At 39.5% G+C, this 16339-nt stretch carries 10 protein-coding genes, 2 tRNA genes and 1 pseudogene; 7 read left to right on the top strand and 6 right to left on the bottom strand.

Features of this window, described 5'->3' with window-relative positions; translation table 11 throughout:
* Positions 1-107 precede the first annotated feature (107 nt).
* From KFO40_RS19140 to KFO40_RS19125, 4 genes are all read right to left on the bottom strand, one after another.
* Positions 108-470: a membrane lipoprotein lipid attachment site-containing protein gene (locus KFO40_RS19140; RefSeq protein ID WP_009041059.1), complete on the bottom strand. Its 363-nt coding sequence runs from the start codon at positions 468-470 to the stop codon at positions 108-110.
* Positions 471-600: 130 nt separating this feature from the next.
* Positions 601-675: transfer RNA gene (locus KFO40_RS19135), tRNA-Pro, on the bottom strand.
* Between the two features lie 35 nt (positions 676-710).
* Positions 711-785: transfer RNA gene (locus KFO40_RS19130), tRNA-Pro, on the bottom strand.
* A 114-nt stretch (positions 786-899) separates the two neighbouring features.
* Positions 900-1652: a class I SAM-dependent methyltransferase gene (locus tag KFO40_RS19125; protein WP_117809827.1), complete on the bottom strand. Its 753-nt coding sequence runs from the start codon at positions 1650-1652 to the stop codon at positions 900-902.
* A gap of 891 nt (positions 1653-2543) precedes the next feature.
* Between KFO40_RS19125 and KFO40_RS19120 the strand changes: the two genes are divergently transcribed.
* On the top strand, positions 2544-2738 hold the full coding sequence (locus tag KFO40_RS19120; RefSeq protein WP_008022408.1) for a hypothetical protein: 195 nt from the start codon (positions 2544-2546) through the stop codon (positions 2736-2738).
* A gap of 63 nt (positions 2739-2801) precedes the next feature.
* Here the strand turns inward: KFO40_RS19120 and KFO40_RS19115 are convergent, their stop codons facing one another.
* Positions 2802-4091, bottom strand: a complete 1290-nt coding sequence (locus KFO40_RS19115) for a sensor histidine kinase (RefSeq protein ID WP_049702806.1) — start codon at positions 4089-4091, stop codon at positions 2802-2804.
* Positions 4088-5464: a sigma-54-dependent transcriptional regulator gene (locus tag KFO40_RS19110; protein WP_118407560.1), complete on the bottom strand. Its 1377-nt coding sequence runs from the start codon at positions 5462-5464 to the stop codon at positions 4088-4090. Before KFO40_RS19110 ends, KFO40_RS19115 begins: the two co-directional genes overlap by 4 nt.
* Before the next feature lie 191 nt (positions 5465-5655).
* On the opposite strand from KFO40_RS19110, the pseudogene KFO40_RS19105 reads away from it, so the two are divergent.
* The 6 genes and pseudogenes from KFO40_RS19105 to KFO40_RS19080 all read left to right on the top strand — a co-directional run bounded on the left by KFO40_RS19105 (position 5656) and on the right by KFO40_RS19080 (position 16275).
* Positions 5656-7128, top strand: a pseudogene (locus tag KFO40_RS19105) (TolC family protein).
* Positions 7129-7203: 75 nt separating this feature from the next.
* The gene (locus KFO40_RS19100; protein WP_087323236.1) at positions 7204-8454 is read left to right on the top strand and encodes an efflux RND transporter periplasmic adaptor subunit; all 1251 of its coding nucleotides are present in this window, start codon (positions 7204-7206) and stop codon (positions 8452-8454) included.
* Positions 8455-8467: 13 nt separating this feature from the next.
* Complete coding sequence (locus KFO40_RS19095; RefSeq protein ID WP_087323233.1) at positions 8468-10864, top strand: ABC transporter permease; 2397 nt, start codon at positions 8468-8470, stop codon at positions 10862-10864.
* A gap of 26 nt (positions 10865-10890) precedes the next feature.
* Entirely contained in the window at positions 10891-11565 is a 675-nt protein-coding gene (locus KFO40_RS19090; RefSeq protein ID WP_049702811.1) for an ABC transporter ATP-binding protein, read from the top strand.
* Positions 11566-11592: 27 nt separating this feature from the next.
* Entirely contained in the window at positions 11593-13938 is a 2346-nt protein-coding gene (locus KFO40_RS19085; protein WP_008022400.1) for an ABC transporter permease, read from the top strand.
* Between the two features lie 15 nt (positions 13939-13953).
* The gene (locus KFO40_RS19080; RefSeq protein WP_087323230.1) at positions 13954-16275 is read left to right on the top strand and encodes an ABC transporter permease; all 2322 of its coding nucleotides are present in this window, start codon (positions 13954-13956) and stop codon (positions 16273-16275) included.
* Positions 16276-16339: the final 64 nt, after the last annotated feature.

Genomic DNA, 16339 nt, shown 5'->3' with positions numbered 1-16339 from the left:
AATAGAATTAGTCCTGACCCTATGCTGCCCAATAAAAAAGCTGTTTTCATAAATATTATTTTTTGTGTTATACAATCAATTCTAAGCATTTTTAAGTTTGGAAGTAGTTAGTATTCTAATTTTTCATAAGTACCAGATTCCTCACCATTTTCAATTTTGAGTTTATTCTTTGATATTTTACAGTCCAAATAATATGGTGACTTACCTTTTGGGAATACATCATAGATGTAAATCTTACTATCTTCGACTTTGTATTTGAACGTTTGGAAAGAAATGGGATCTGCATTGCTATAAATTCCAAAAGAGCCTTTGTCATCGTCTCCGAAATTTAAAAACTTATGCGAGCCTTTAATGCCTGTCGACCAATTACCCACGATATTGTTTTCGTTAAGCTCGATCCAATTATCATCATCTTTGCTACAGCTAGTTAAGATCAGAATAGCAAAAAGTGTAAATAAAATGTTTTTCATAATAATAATTTATAAGTTGTTTTGTTTTAGCTTGTTTAGTTGTTTCTTCGATGGCTTTTGGAGTTTTTGAGTAAAAAAGAAAACGCTGATAGCCAAGTTTACAACTTAATTATCAGCGTTTTCTTTTTCGTCGGGGTAGCGGGATTCGAACCCACGACCCCCTGCTCCCAAAGCAGGTGCGCTAACCGGACTGCGCTACACCCCGAAAAACTTTTAACCAAACTCCCTCTTTTTTTGTAGTCGGGGTAGCGGGATTCGAACCCACGACCCCCTGCTCCCAAAGCAGGTGCGCTAACCGGACTGCGCTACACCCCGCTACTTTTTTGAAGGGTTGTTCTTTTCAAAAGCGGTGCAAAGATAGGGAGTATTTTTTAATTAACAATAGCTAAACGAATGTTTTTTATCTATTATTTTTCAATGCCTTGAATCTCATAGCTTTGCGTCTTTACTTTTTTTCTTGGCAGAGATCAAAAGCATCATCGGACGCCGTAATTCATCTTTCATGCCCGGGATGGTATCCAGCAATCTTTCGTCCGGTTGTGGCTCTATAAGTTCGCATATCTCAAATCCGGTTTGAAGGAGTCCGTTTATATACGTAGTCAGCGTTTTGTGGTATTTGACAACTTCTTCGCCCAGAAAGATTGCTGTGCGCCTGCCTTCCGTAAAATAGCGATCTACCGGCCAATGGATAGGCTTCCCGTCTTGGTCGTAATGCCATTCCTGATTGCCATAGGCTGTAAATACCGGATGTTCTACGGAGAAGACGAAGGCGCCTCCCGGAGTCAGGCTGTTATTGATTTTTCGGCATATATCCGTAAAAGATTCGAGATAATGGAAGGTTAGCGAACTGATGACAATGTCATAAGTATCCGGCTGGAAATCAAAGTCTTCGATAGCCATGCATTGGTATTCAATGAATGGAGAAGGATTCCTTTTCCGGGCTTCTTCGAGCATCTTCTCCGAAATATCAATTCCGGTAACGTGTGTTGCTCCGTGTTCTATCGCATAGACACAATGCCAACCAAATCCGCAGCCTAAGTCTAAAACTCTTTTCCCTGCAAAATCGGGGAGCATTTTCTGCAATACATGCCATTCTCCGGCTCCTTTCAAGCCTTCCACCGAGCGGGACATTTGAGAATATTGACTGAAGAAATCGCTATTGTCGTATTTGTTTTCTTTCATAATTTAATAAGAGGATGAGTTGAATGAAAGCACAAATATATGATTTAATTTATATATTTATAGAAAAGGTATACATAAATCAGGGTAACCGTCTCAAAAGTTTGTTTCATTAGAGCACAGATTTGAATTAAATGCTACGTAGTGAAAAACATCTATCATAAGTATCATTCATTTTAATAGTATTCTCATTATCAAAAGAATAAGTATGATAGATAGCTTTAAAAAAATGTATCTATCATACTTTTACCAGCAAAAACAGGTTATCTATCATCAATAGAATAGTCGAATAAAGGCCCTATATGCATAAGATAGCTTGTTTTTGTTGCAATGAATCCGTATAAATCCGATGATCACGGCTTAATAATCCAACTTTAATGGCGATAAGTTTATAGCCCACACCTGTAAACCGTGCAGCCCGCATCTGTAGGCTGTACGGTTTGCAGGTGTGGGCTGTACAGCCTGCATACGTGGGCTATATAAATACCACCGTTCCCAATAGATTATTAAGCTGTCAAATACAGGTTATCATCCTATAAAACGTGCATCCCTATGCCTTTAAATGGGTAATCTCACCTAATACTACACTAAAATAGACAAAGTATAGGCATGATAGATAGCTGTTTTTTGCAATAAAAGTATGATAGATACCTTTTTTAAAAACGATCTATCATACTTATTCTTTTGATAATTAGAATTCTATTAAAATGAATGATAGCATGATAGATATTTTTTCACTATGTAGCTATTCAATTTAAATCTTGTATCGACATGAACAAGTCCATAGTGTGGTATATTGGGGTGTGGTTTCTTTGTACACGAATAATTTGTGAGTATGAACTATCTATCGATGTTTTCTGTTTTATAAATAAGAATTTTAAAATGAAAAGCCTTATGAAAACAAGAAAACAAAAAGAAACAGGTGAAAAAGAAGTCCACTTGTTAGAGCAAAAAGGATATGAAAAAATGGTGAATGAGATTGTCCCCGTTCAACAGGCGGAAGTATATCGCAAGCCGACTCATAAAGCAGTCAAAGAAGCTGTAAAGGAGCTAAATCCGGATACAAATAGTCTGGGCAGCAGAGGATGATTTATCCTCTACTGCCCAGATTAATCCATCGTATTAAAGGATCCGGAAGACTTTCGGTGGTTCTCATTTAGGGAAAGTAAGAACAAAACAGCTTCCTTTCCCTAATTCTGATTTTACGTTGATACTTCCGTCATGCAAAGCCATGATCTGTTTGCACAGGCTCAATCCGATACCCGAACCGGATGTTTTGGTAGTGAAGAAAGGAACGAAAATCTTATCCAAAACAGTTGGTAGAATTCCCTCACCATTATCAGATATTGCTAATGTCGGGTTGTCTTTAGAGAAAAACTTTATTTGTATTTCTTTATCTGCTTTCCGCTCGCACGTTTCGCGGGCATTTTTTAATAAGTTGATAAGCACTTGCTCTATCTGTGCACGGTCTGCATATAAATATAAATCGGATGCGGGCATTTCGAAATGAATATACTCTTCCGGAAATAATTTCTTTAAGTCCGTAAACAATTCGGCAACAGATACTTTGGTGCGGACAGGTGTCGGAATACGTGTCAGTCGCCGGTAATTCTCCACAAATCCCAATAATCCTTTACTTCTTCTGTGAATAGTCTGCATGGCTTGCAACATGATAGAATACTCCTTTTCTCCGAGTGATTCGGGGATTCCTCTTTCACTTAATGTTTCCGAAAGAGAGATAATAGGAGTGATGGAATTCATGATCTCATGTGTCAATACACGAATCAGCTTTTGCCAGGCTTCCATTTCATTTCGTTCCAGTACGGAATGGATATTCTTTAAACTAATTAGCCGTTGCTTTTTGCTTTGTGTGGCGAACGCACCTTGTGTGACAAATGTGGTGCAGGAAATTGCCATTTCCAGAACGATGCCATTTTGCTCGATGCGAATAATGGATATGTCATTACTGGTAGAAGCCTCCTGAAGAACTTCCGGAAGTTGTGATAGTTGCCCCAGATGAGTGACTGCTGCCTGATTCATCCATTCGATATGCCCGGTTACATCGGTTACGAGTACGGCGGTATCTACTTTATTCAATAAATTCTCGTAATATTGATGCTTGATTTCTTCTGCCAATAGCTTTCCCCGAAAGTCCTTTAATGCATTAGATAGTTCCTGTGCCCACTCATCCATCATTTTATTTTTAAAAGGAGGATGAAGATTCTGCGTTATATCGTTGTATCGGAGTCCATCCGTTAATTGCCGTAATAAGGCGATTTGTTTGAACTGTATTCGGTAGAGATGTATGCCGACGCCTATTAGAAGGAGAATACAGACGGTAGTACTGAACCATAACTGCCTTTGATACAGCAGACAACTGCTAATGGAAAGTAGAAAGATAACTATGATGTGCAGAATTACTTTAAACTCAAATCGTTTCATAAGCCTAATTTTTCAAGTTTGCGATATAATGCAAAACGGGTAATTCCTAAATATTCGGCAGCACGGGAGATGTTTCCGTTGCTGATTCGGAGTGCTTTCTCAATGGCCTGTCGTTCTAGTTGTTCGAGATTCAGTACCACTTCTTCCTCTTTTTTCTGTTTGGACGTGGTGTGAAAAAGAAAGTTTTCAGGTTTCAGCATGGAGCCGTCTCCTAAAATTACGGCACGTTCTATCGTATGTTGAAGTTCCCTTACATTTCCGGGCCATGCATATTTCAGCAGTTTGTTTTTGGCTTCCCGGGTCAGTCCGTGTATTTCCTTTTTATATTTACGGGTATAACGGTCCAGAAAGTGTTCTGCAAGCAAGATGATGTCATTGCCACGTTCACGGAGTGGAGGTATATGTATTTCAATCGTGTTGATACGATATAATAAGTCCTGACGGAAATTCCCGTCTTCCACCATCTGACGGATATCAGCATTAGTGGCGCAGATTAAACGGACGTCAATGGGAACGGTTTGCGTACTTCCCAAACGACTGATTTGCCTTTTTTCGATGGCAGTCAGTAATTTGGATTGCATAGGAAGTGATAGATTGCCAATTTCATCCAGAAATAAAGTCCCGCTGGTTGCTACTTCCATTCGTCCCGCTTTCGATTTCTTGGCATCGGTGAAAGCGCCTTTTTCGAAGCCGAACAGCTCACTTTCAAACAATTGTTCGGGGATACTTCCCAGGTCGATCGTGACAAAAGGTTTGCCGTATCGTGGAGAACAACGATATATTAGTCGGGCAATCACGTCCTTGCCTGTACCGTTTTCTCCGAGAATTAGTATATTGGCATCTGTATTACTTAGTTTATTTATCGTGGTAAACACTTCCTGCATAACAGATGATTCTCCAATAATATCATTCTCCGAAGTATTCTGACCGCTAAGAACTTCCACTTGTTCTTTCAAAATGCTGACTTCCTGTTGTGACTGACGCAATCGCATTCCTGAAGTAAGCGTAGCCAGCAATTTATCCTTTTCCCAAGGCTTGGGAATAAAATCAGTAGCACCAGCTTTGATGGCCCGAACAGCTTTGTCTGTATCTGCATAGGCAGTCATGAAAATAACAATAGCCTGTGGGTCAATCTGCAATATCTGCTTTAGACTTTCAAATCCCTCTTGTCCGCTGATGGCATCCCGGCTGAAATTCATGTCTAATAAGATAAGATCGGGATGAAAGGTGGTCATGAAATACTCGATACGGTCAGGGGTAGTAGCTACTTTTATTTTTTCCGTATAAGGTTCCAGTAACAGGTTGAGAGCAAAGAGCACGTCCTCGTTATCATCTACTATAAGTATCTTTCCTAATTTGTTCACTTCTTCCATATCTTATAATCTATTAGATTCCGGGAGCAAAGATATGGATAAATCTCATGTGTTGTGTGTGCGATTGCGCACTAATTTTGTGCGTATATGCACACACAATCAACTGAAGAAATATTGATAAATTGTTGAATAATAGTAATTTATATAAATGGTACATCTTTTGAATGATGAATAACAAATAAAGCCAACGAATGAATCTGAAATTAATCTTCATATATCTCGGACTATTGTCGACAGAATTATTGATTGCTCAAAATCAAATTACAGAGTTATCATTGAAGCAAGTCATAGAAATGGCCCGTATGGAATCCCCCGATGCACAAACGGCACGTCACAGTTTCCGTTCTGCATATTGGAACTATAAATATTATCGTGCCAATTATCTACCGTCTTTAAGTTTGACATCCGATCCGAATCTGAACCGTGCCATTAATAAGATAACGATGGGGGACGGTTCGGTAAAGTTTGTCGAACAAAATTTATTGAATACGGATTTAACCTTGAATCTTTCACAGAATTTATCCTGGACTGGTGGTTCTTTCTTTCTTGAAACCTCTGCTCAACGTATGGATTTATTCAGCGAACATAAATACTCATGGTAGACTTCCCCTATTATGATAGGTTATCGCCAGTCTCTTTTTGGCTACAATAGCCTGAAATGGGATAGACGGATAGAACCTGTACGCTATCAGGAGGCAAAGAAAAGCTACGTAGAGACACTCGAACTCGTATCAGCCAATGCGATTCATAAATTTTTTGCCTTGGCCACTGCCCAGAGCGATTACGATATTGCTTCCTTTAATTATGCCAATGCCGATACACTTTACCGTTATGCACAAGGCCGTTATAATATAGGTACCATCACAGAAAATGAAATGCTACAACTGGAACTCAACCGTCTGACGGAAGAGACGAATCGCATGAATGCCCGTATTGAAATGGATAATTGTATGCAGGAACTCCGTTCCTATCTCGGTATTCACGAAGACCGGGAGCTGCGTGTTCTTGTCAGTCCCCAAGTTCCGGATTTCAGTGTGAACCTGAATGAAGCACTGGTTTTAGCTTACGAAAACAGTCCGGACATACAGACGATGGAAAGACGCAAACTGGAAAGTGAGAGTGCAGTTGCGAAAGCCCGTGCCAATGCTGGCCTGAAAGCAGATATCTATCTCCGTTTCGGATTGACGCAGACTGCTGACAAACTGCCCGAAGCTTATCGAAATTTGTTGGACCAGCAATACGTGAGCATCGGCATTTCTCTTCCTATCCTGGACTGGGGGCGTGGAAAAGGACAGGTACGAGTAGCCCGTTCCAATCGTGATTTGGTGTACACACAAGTAGAACAGAGCCGGACAGACTTTGAACTGAACGTCCGTAAACTCGTCAAACAATTCAATCTGCAAACGCAACGTGTCCGCATCGCTGCCCGTACAGATGAAACAGCCCAACGAAGAAGCGAAGTGGCACGCAAACTCTACTTATTAGGTAAATCTACTATTCTTGATTTGAATGCCTCTATTTCAGAGAAAGACAGTGCTCGCCGTAACTATATTTCGGCTTTATATAATTATTGGAGTTTATATTACACACTCCGTAGCATGACACTATATGATTTTGAGCGAAATACGATGCTGACAGAAGACTATCATCTGCTGATTGAATAGAGAACAACGAAAAGTCAGTAAAGAATAGAAATTGAACCATAGCTAGTAGAAACTTGTAAAACACCAGATAATTTCATGGATATAAAATTAGAAAAGAAACCGTGGTACATTCGTTACAGATACTATCTGATAGGAGGGATATTGTTTGTCGCCTTCCTGATTTATGTGATTACTTTGTCTTTAGGTCCCAGAAAACTGCGGATAGATGCCGAAGATATACAGATTGCAGAAGTAAAAGTGTCTAATTTCATGGAATATGTGGACGTGGAAGGGCTCATTCAGCCTATACTAACCATCAAGATCAATACCCGTGAAGCAGGAAGTGTGGAAAGAATTGTCGGTGAAGAGGGAAGTTTGCTTCAACAGGGAGACACTATTCTTGTTCTTTCCAATCCCGATTTGCTTCGTAGTATTGAAGACCAGCGCGACGAGTGGGAAAAGCAAATGATTACCTATCAGGAGCAGGAGATTGAAATGGAACAAAAAAGTCTGAACCTGAAACAGCAAGCCCTTACCAACAACTACGAATTGGAACGCCTGAAAAAAAGCATCGCTCTCGACCGCGAAGAATTCCAGATGGGCGTGAAGAGTAAGGCTCAATTGCAGGTAGCAGAAGATGAATACGGCTACAAACTGAAAAATGCAGCCCTGCAGCAAGAGAGTCTGCGGCATGATTCTGCCGTTACGATGATACGCAAGGAACTGATCCGTAACGACCGGGAGCGGGAACGGAAGAAGTATGAACGTACTTGCGAACGGTTGAATAGTTTGGTGATTACAGCTCCCTTGAAAGGCCAGCTTAGTTTTGTAAAGGTCACTCCGGGGCAACAGGTTTCCTCTGGTGAAAGTATTGCTGAAATAAAAGTATTAGACCAATACAAAATCCACACTTCACTTAGTGAATATTACATTGACAGGATCACCACCGGATTACCGGCTACAGTGAATTATCAGGGAAACAAATATCCGCTGAAAATAACAAAAGTGGTTCCCGAAGTGAAAGACCGTATGTTTGATGTCGATCTTGTCTTTACAGGAGATATGCCCGATAATGTACGGGTTGGCAAGAGCTTCCGTGTGCAGATTGAATTGGGACAGCCGGAGCAAGCACTCATTATTCCGCGAGGCAACTTCTACCAGTCTACAGGCGGACAATGGATTTACAAAGTAAATGCATCAAAGACAAAAGCAGTCCGTGTGCCATTGAGTATTGGTCGCCAAAATCCGCAGCAATATGAAATAGTAGAAGGTTTACAGCCGGGAGATTGGGTAATTACAACCGGATATGATACCTTTGGGGATGCAGAAGAGTTGATTTTGAAATAAACACATATAATTTATGACTTTACATTATATAAAAGTAGCATTTAGAAACTTGTGGAAGTACAAGGTGCAGAATATAATCTCTGTCATCGGATTGGCAGTAGGACTACTGTGTTTCAGCGTATGTATGTATTGCAGCCGTTTTGTAGAATCCACCAATCATTGTTTTGATAATTATTCCCGCATAGCAGAACTAAATTTTTATAATGAACAGACTGGGGATTATTTTTCCGGTACACAAGTAGCGTTATCCGAAGAACTTCGTACTTGGGCTATGGGCGAAGTGGAAGCGATTTCCTGTATGGCATATTCCCGTGAGCGTTCTTTTCTGGTTGAACTATCTTCGGATAAATCATTGCCATACGATCTTGAAATCATGGAAGTAGATACCCTATACGATAAAGTCTTTACTCCACAAATAGTAGTTGGTAGCTGGCAGACAGCAAGTCGGATGCCGAATGCTGTTATTATAAGCCGGTCCACTGCCATAAAGATATTTGGTCAGGTGGAAACTGCCATTGGCAAACACCTGACTCTAACAGAACGGCTTTATACTTCTCCGGACAGTACCCCGAAGGCAGGAGGTATTGTGTACACAGTGCAAGCAGTGATGGAAGATATTCCGCTGAACAATGGTTTTAGTTTTATGTGTCATATCGATGCATTGGTTATCAACGACAGTGAAGGACTTTTTCAGAGTCCGAAACGTAATGATATAACGGGGGCTCGGACATACGTTTTGTTATCTCCGCAGGCTGGCATTACCGATTTCGAAAAACAATTCTCCAAGCGTGACTATACTTATATCTTATATAACCAGACTTATACCGTTATTGCCCGCTATATAGGAAACCTATCGCAGGAGAAAGGTGCTTATATTTTGGGATGGGTCACCGGAATCGTCGGTACATTGATATTGCTGGTCGGATTGATTAATTTCTTTCATTTTCTCATCGGCTCTTTCTTGAATCGCACTAAGGAATACGCTATAATGAAAATGCTTGGTGCTGACTGGAAACGGCTGTTCTGCCTGTTATTAATACAATCTCTGATTGTCGTATTTGCATCCTCGTTTCTGGTTGTATGGGGTGTGGAGCTGATTGGTGATAGAATGGATTTTTCTTTACCAGGTCTCACAATGAATTTCCCTTCTGAAACACTTCTAAAGCATATTCTGCAATACATTGTTTTGCTTGTGTTACTTTGTGTGGCAGTCTGCTTGCTCGTCTCTGTCCGTATTCGCAGATTTTCCATACAAACAGGTATATATGGAGGCCAAAAGCGTCGTGGGAAACAATGGGGACGTAACTTTATGCTTGGCATCCAATTTTTAATTTGTTGGGTATTCGTAGCGCTGACCGTCAGCCTGTTCCTACAATCGGGAAAGATGACTGAAACCTTATTCCATACGTTAAGTCAGGAAGATAAAGAAGCGATTCTTAGTATACCGCTGGACTATTCATTCCTAGAGAATAAAGAGAAACTCGAAATGGTGGAACGTTTCAGGCAGCATGCCGGTGTGAAAGATATTTTGTTATCTGACATATCCTATACTCACGGAGTATCCGGAAACTTATTAATGACGGAGAAGGGAAATGATAACTCTTGGATTGATATCAATGTAATGTGTGTACCATTGAATTTCTTCACCTTCATGAACATTCCGATGACGGAGGGTAGGACGATCCGGACAAAAAAGGATCTCGTAATGGATGAAGTTTGGCAGAAAAGACAAAAGAGAGATATCATCGGAATGAACTTCTACGACTGGACCAGTGATTTTACCGTTTGTGGAGTATGCGCCCCCTTTCAGACAGATGTACATAATCATAATGGCGGATTTGCTTTCACACTTTATGATTCTTCCGAATACGTAGGGCACTGCTATGTGAAATGTTATCCCGAACAGCAAAAAGAAGTAATTAAATGGATTGAGACTATCCGTCGTGAAGTGCTGCCGGAGAATATTCCCTCCCAGGTACGTACATTTCAGGATGATTTGTACGAAGTGCAGGCACTGGAATATATCCTGAAAGACATCATTTCATTTTTTGCAATTGTAAGTATTATCATTACCCTGTTGGGAGTGTATTCCAGTATTACGCTTGATACAGAATGGCGCCAGAAAGAAGTTGCCATTCGCAAAGTGAACGGAGCTGGAATATGTTCTATCATCTGGTTATTTGCACGTTTGTACCTGATTTTGCTGGTAGCGACTGCCGCCATCGCTTTTCCGCTCATTTACGTGGTATTGCAACTGTGGAAACAAATGTACACCGTATTCTTTAATGATGGAATATTATACTGGGGAAGCATATTTGGGGGAGTAACCTTATTAACAGTAATCACCATTATTTTTAAAATACTGAAGATTGCACGTATCAATCCCGCAGAAGTAATCAAAAACGAATAAAAATATAATTCTAAAACAATACAGTTATGATTAAGACCATTAACTTACAGAAGATTTTCAAAACGGAAGAAGTAGAAACTTGGGCGTTGAATAACGTCAGTATCGAAGTGAAACAAGGCGAATTTGTAGCCATCATGGGGCCCTCCGGCTGTGGTAAGTCAACATTGCTCAACATTTTGGGGCTGCTCGATAACCCGACAGGAGGGGAGTATTACCTGAATGGAACGGAAGTCTCTCGGTATACCGAATCGCAACGTACCAGTCTTCGCAAAGGTGTGATAGGGTTTGTGTTTCAGAGCTTTAATCTGATAGACGAGTTGAATGTATACGAAAACATCGAACTACCTTTACTCTATATGGGTATTTCCGCTTCCGAACGGAAAAGGAGGGTAGAGGCAGCTATGGAGAGAATGGCTATCACCCATCGTAGCAAGCATTTTCCGCAACAACTCTCCGGTGGTCAGCAGCAACGCGTCGCTATTGCCCGTGCCGTCGTGGCAAACCCTAAACTGATTCTGGCTGATGAACCGACCGGTAATCTGGACTCCAAAAACGGTAAAGAAGTGATGGGACTGTTGAGCGAACTGAATAATGAGGGAACCACCATCGTCATGGTGACCCATTCACAACATGATGCCGGTTATGCCGACCGTATCATAAACCTGTTTGACGGACAGGTGGTGACTGAAGTTAGTATGTAAACACAAGCTATCAATAAAGAATATATCATGATAAAACACTATCTGAAAGTAGCCTTTCGCAATCTGATGAAATACAAGACACAAAGCCTTGTCAGTATCATTGGACTGGCAGTCGGCTTCACCTGTTTTGCGCTATCGGTATTATGGATTCGTTATGAGATGACTTATGATACTTTCCATAAAGGGGCTGAACGTATTTATATGGTACGTGCACATTATACTGATATTCCGGAACATATATCCAATTCAACTCCTTACCCTTTGGCAGCCTATCTTCAGGAAAAAATGCCGGAAATAGAAGCAAAGGCTACTACTTCTATACATCAGAATGTGAAAATCCGCATGGAAAATGATGAGTATGAAGTAGTAATGGCTGCGGCAGATTCTGCTTTTATGAACTTCTTTCATATACAGTTACTGAAAGGAACTGTCAACTTCTTGAAAGAAAATAATCCTGAAATTGCAGTAACGGAAGAGTTTGCTAAAAAGCTTTTTGGTAGTGAGGATGATGCTTTGGGAAAAGAAATGGAGGTAAACGGACGTTCCCGTCAAATAGGGGCAATTGTGAGTGGATGGTCCCGCCATTCCAATATTCCGTATAGTGTATTAGTCGCAGCCAGGCACAGTCCTCGATGGAAAAGTGGTCCTGAACAATTATTTATTCGTGTTCGTGCAGGGATGGATATGGATACATTCTGGAAAAAAATAAGTACCATGGATCTTTCAGATATTCAAAAAGAGAGTGAACTTTCGGATCTTCTGATAACCCGGATTTCAGCTTTGCGTTATTCTGATTATGTTTCCAAAATCGATGTTGTCATTTCCTTCAGCTATATTTTCTATTTTTCCTTAGCTGGTGGATTAGTTATCATCTGTTCACTATTCAATTACCTGACTCTTTATATCAGCCGGCTTTATATGCGCAGTCATGAAATGGCACTTCGTAAAGTGAATGGTGCCAGTAATAACGCTTTGTCCGTTCAATTTGCCATTGAACTGTTGATGATTTTGTGCATAGCTTTGGCGGGTGGATTATTGATGATAGAGATAAGCATGCCTTATTTCTTGAATTTCACTCAAATAGAAGCTGATTCGTATTATGGGGAAATCATTCTATATCTTCTGATTGTAATCATTCTGTCTTTCCTGTTTGCACAAATACCATTGTCTTACTTTCGTCGCCGGACATTGCAGGAAGCAATAAAAGGAAAGGGGGGATCTGCGAGACCTTACTTGTTTCGTAAGACAGGCATTGTGATACAGTTAATAGTCAGCCTTGTTTTTATCTTTTGCACAGTAATGATTATGAAGCAACTTTACTTCCTGAAGAATACTGATTTAGGTATGGAGCGTCATAATATAGGTAACGTTGCCTTATGGAATGGAGACATCAAACAATGGGAAGAGAAAATAAAAGCTTTACCCATGGTAACAGAAACGTTGCCTCCCTCATATTTCCCGATTATTCCTACAGGTCCGATGATGTATATCGAAATAAATAATTGGGATGATCTTCTCAAAATATCGGAGGAATCTCTCACTATCGGTATGATGCCTGCCAAAGAAGATTTTTTTGAATTTTACGGCTTGAAGTTATTGGAAGGTGAGTTTATATCAGATAAGAATCAAGGAAATGATGTCGTGATAGATGAAAATACATGCCGGAGATTTGGTTGGAAACAGGCCTTGGGAAAAAGTTTCTATTATGAGTGGAACGGTCAGCGTAGTGCCTATAAAGTTGTCGGAGTGGTAAAGAACTTTAGTTATCGCTCTCCTACAAGTAAACCGGGGCTTATTGCATTTCAACATCCCAAGGCACAGGAGTATCTGCTGAATCGAGCCAGTATCCTTTTTAAATTTAGAGAAGGTGCCTGGAATGAATGCCGTGAAGCAATAGAGAAACTGTATAAAGACGAATTTCCAAATGCTTATATGCGATTGTTTAATGAAGAAAAGGAATATGATAAGTATCTCCGCTCCGAAGATGCATTGATGAAATTATTGAGTATCGTATCATTGACATGTGTTATCATCTCCATATTCGGAGTCTTTTCATTGGTTACTTTATCGTGTGAACAACGTCAAAAGGAAATTGCTATACGTAAAGTGAACGGAGCACAGGTCTGTCATATCCTGCGTATGTTTTTCCAAGAGTATTTGTTGTTGATGACCATATCTGCCGTTGTTGCATTTCCGATAGGATATGTGGTGATGAGTCATTGGATCGAGAGTTATGTAAGACGGACAACAATGGATGGTTGGATATATATAAGTATTTTTGTTGTCGTAGCAGTCATCATTTTACTTTGTATCATTGGACGAGTGTGGAAAGCGGCGCGACAGAATCCGGCAGAAGTAATCAAAAACGAATAATAAAATAACAATATCATGATAAAACACTATCTAAAAGTAGCCTTTCGCAATCTGATGAAGTATAAGCCACAAAGTTTTGTTAGTATTATCGGATTAGCAGTTGGCTTTACTTGTTTTGCGCTATCGGTATTATGGATTCATTATGAAATGACTTATGATAATTTTCATGAGGGAGCCGATCGTATTTATCTGGCAGGCAGTAGCTTTCGTCTTTATGGAGACGGATTTACCTATAATTCATCTAGTTTTCTAGCTGATTATTTGGCAAAGAATTGTCCGGAGATAGAGAAAGTATGTCGTATCTTTTATGACTGGAATGAAAAAAAGATTAAGAATGAGGATGTTGAGTTTGTGGTACGACGTATAGAGGTAGATTCAAATTTCATTTCAATGTTCAATATTAAAGTATTGGATGGAGATAACCATCTACAGCTAAAAAAGGATGAAATTGCTATAACAGAAAATACGGCAAAGCGAATATTTGGGAAAGAATCTCCGATAGGTAAACACTTGATTTTAGAGGAAAGTAACGAAGAAAAAATAATCGTTGCAGTTGTAAAGTCATGGGAAGGACACTCTTTGTTTTCATTTGATATATTATTGCCATTTCATGATACAAACCCCAATTGGGGGAACCAACGATGCCAAACGCTTTTTCGTATTTATCCCAACTGTGATATAGAAGCATTGAAACAGAGGTTGTCAGAATATGAAGTACAACAAGATGGTCATAAATATCCAAATTCTACGCTTATTGCTCCATTATCCACATTGCGGAGTAGTCATCCGAGGGAAGATGTGAATGTGAAGTTGAATCATATTCGTCTTTTTGCATGTATTAGTGGTTTGGTGATAATTTGTGGAATATGTAATTATTTAACAATGTTGATAACTCGTATCCGGATGCGTAAACGTGAGTTAGCGTTGAGGAAAGTCAATGGTTCATCAAATGGTGGATTACTCACTTTACTTCTTACAGAACTTGTCTTATTACTAATTTTATCTTCAGGAATAGGACTGGTATTGATAGAGCTTATCCTGCCCACTTTCAAACGTTTGTCACAAATTGATGAGGGTACTTCATCTTTTTATATCGAAGTATTTGTTTATATACTATCATTGATTGCCGTGACAGTTGGTTTTGCATCTCTGCTTATACGATACATCAGCAGGCGAACTCTACTTAGTAATATAAACAAGAAATCCAATCTTCATCTCTCCGGCTGGTTTTATAAGAGTAGCATTTTATTTCAGTTGTTTATTAGTATAGGCTTTGTCTTTTGTACTTTGGTAATGATGATGCAACTTCATTTTTTACTAAATACTAGAGAACTTGGAATAGAACGGCATAATGTAGGAGCTGTTGTTTATTGTTCTGAAAATATCCCTTTCAAAGAAATTGTGAGTCAGATACCAGAAGTATCAGAATGTTTGAATGGTTTTCATACACCTATTCCTAAGATGTTCTATTCAACATATAGGGTAAAAGAATGGGATGGAAAGACCACTGATGGTGAACAATGTATTGATTTGGAAGATGAAACAATTAATCAGGACTATGCCGATTTCTTTGGAGTTGAGGTGCTGGACGGAAGCATGCTGGATGAAAAGGATGGAAAAAATATGGTTGTTATAAATGAAGCTGCTGTGAAAGCTTTCGGATGGACACAACCGATTGGAAAGAAAATTGATAAATTAGGAAGGCATTATATAGTGAAAGGGGTTATTAAAAATATTTCATATAATGCCCCAATACACCCGGTAGCCCCTGCTATGTTTTTTTTGCCGGATAATATAGGCAGAGGAGGTATTATATTCAAAGTGAAAGAGGGAACTTGGAATATTGTTTCTGAAAAGATAAAAGCGGAAGTGAATAAAGTTAATCCAAATGCAGAATTGATGTTGTCTAATATTGAAGAAGTTTACGACGCTTACATGAAATCAGAGAGAACATTGTGCAAACTGTTGAGTGTGGTTTCTGCTATTTGTATATTAATTGCGGTATTTGGTATATTCTCGTTAGTGACTTTATCCTGTCAGCAACGTCGTAAAGAAATAGCTATACGCAAGGTAAATGGAGCCAATATAGGAATAATCTTGAATCTATTCTTTAAAGAATATTTATTTTTACTTGTACTTTCATCGTTCTTTGCTTTTCCGCTAGGATATGCTATGATGAAGCATTGGCTTGAAAATTATATAAAGCAAACACCGATGGAATGGTGGTTATATGCAGTTATATTTATAGGAATGGGCCTTGTCATTTTCTTAAGCATCATCTGGCGCGTGTGGAAAGCCGCCCGGCAAAATCCAGCAGAAGTACTCAAGAGTGAATAAGATAAAATAAAAGTCTGGCACATTGATTTGTGTCAGACTTTTATTTTATTCACTTGATATGAGT

Source organism: Bacteroides sp. 1001302B_160321_D4 (genome assembly GCF_015667765.1).
Taxonomy (GTDB): Bacteria; Bacteroidota; Bacteroidia; order Bacteroidales; family Bacteroidaceae; genus Bacteroides; species Bacteroides xylanisolvens.
The sequence above is the reverse complement of the archived record's forward strand: the minus strand, read 5'-3'. Positions and strand labels throughout refer to the sequence as shown.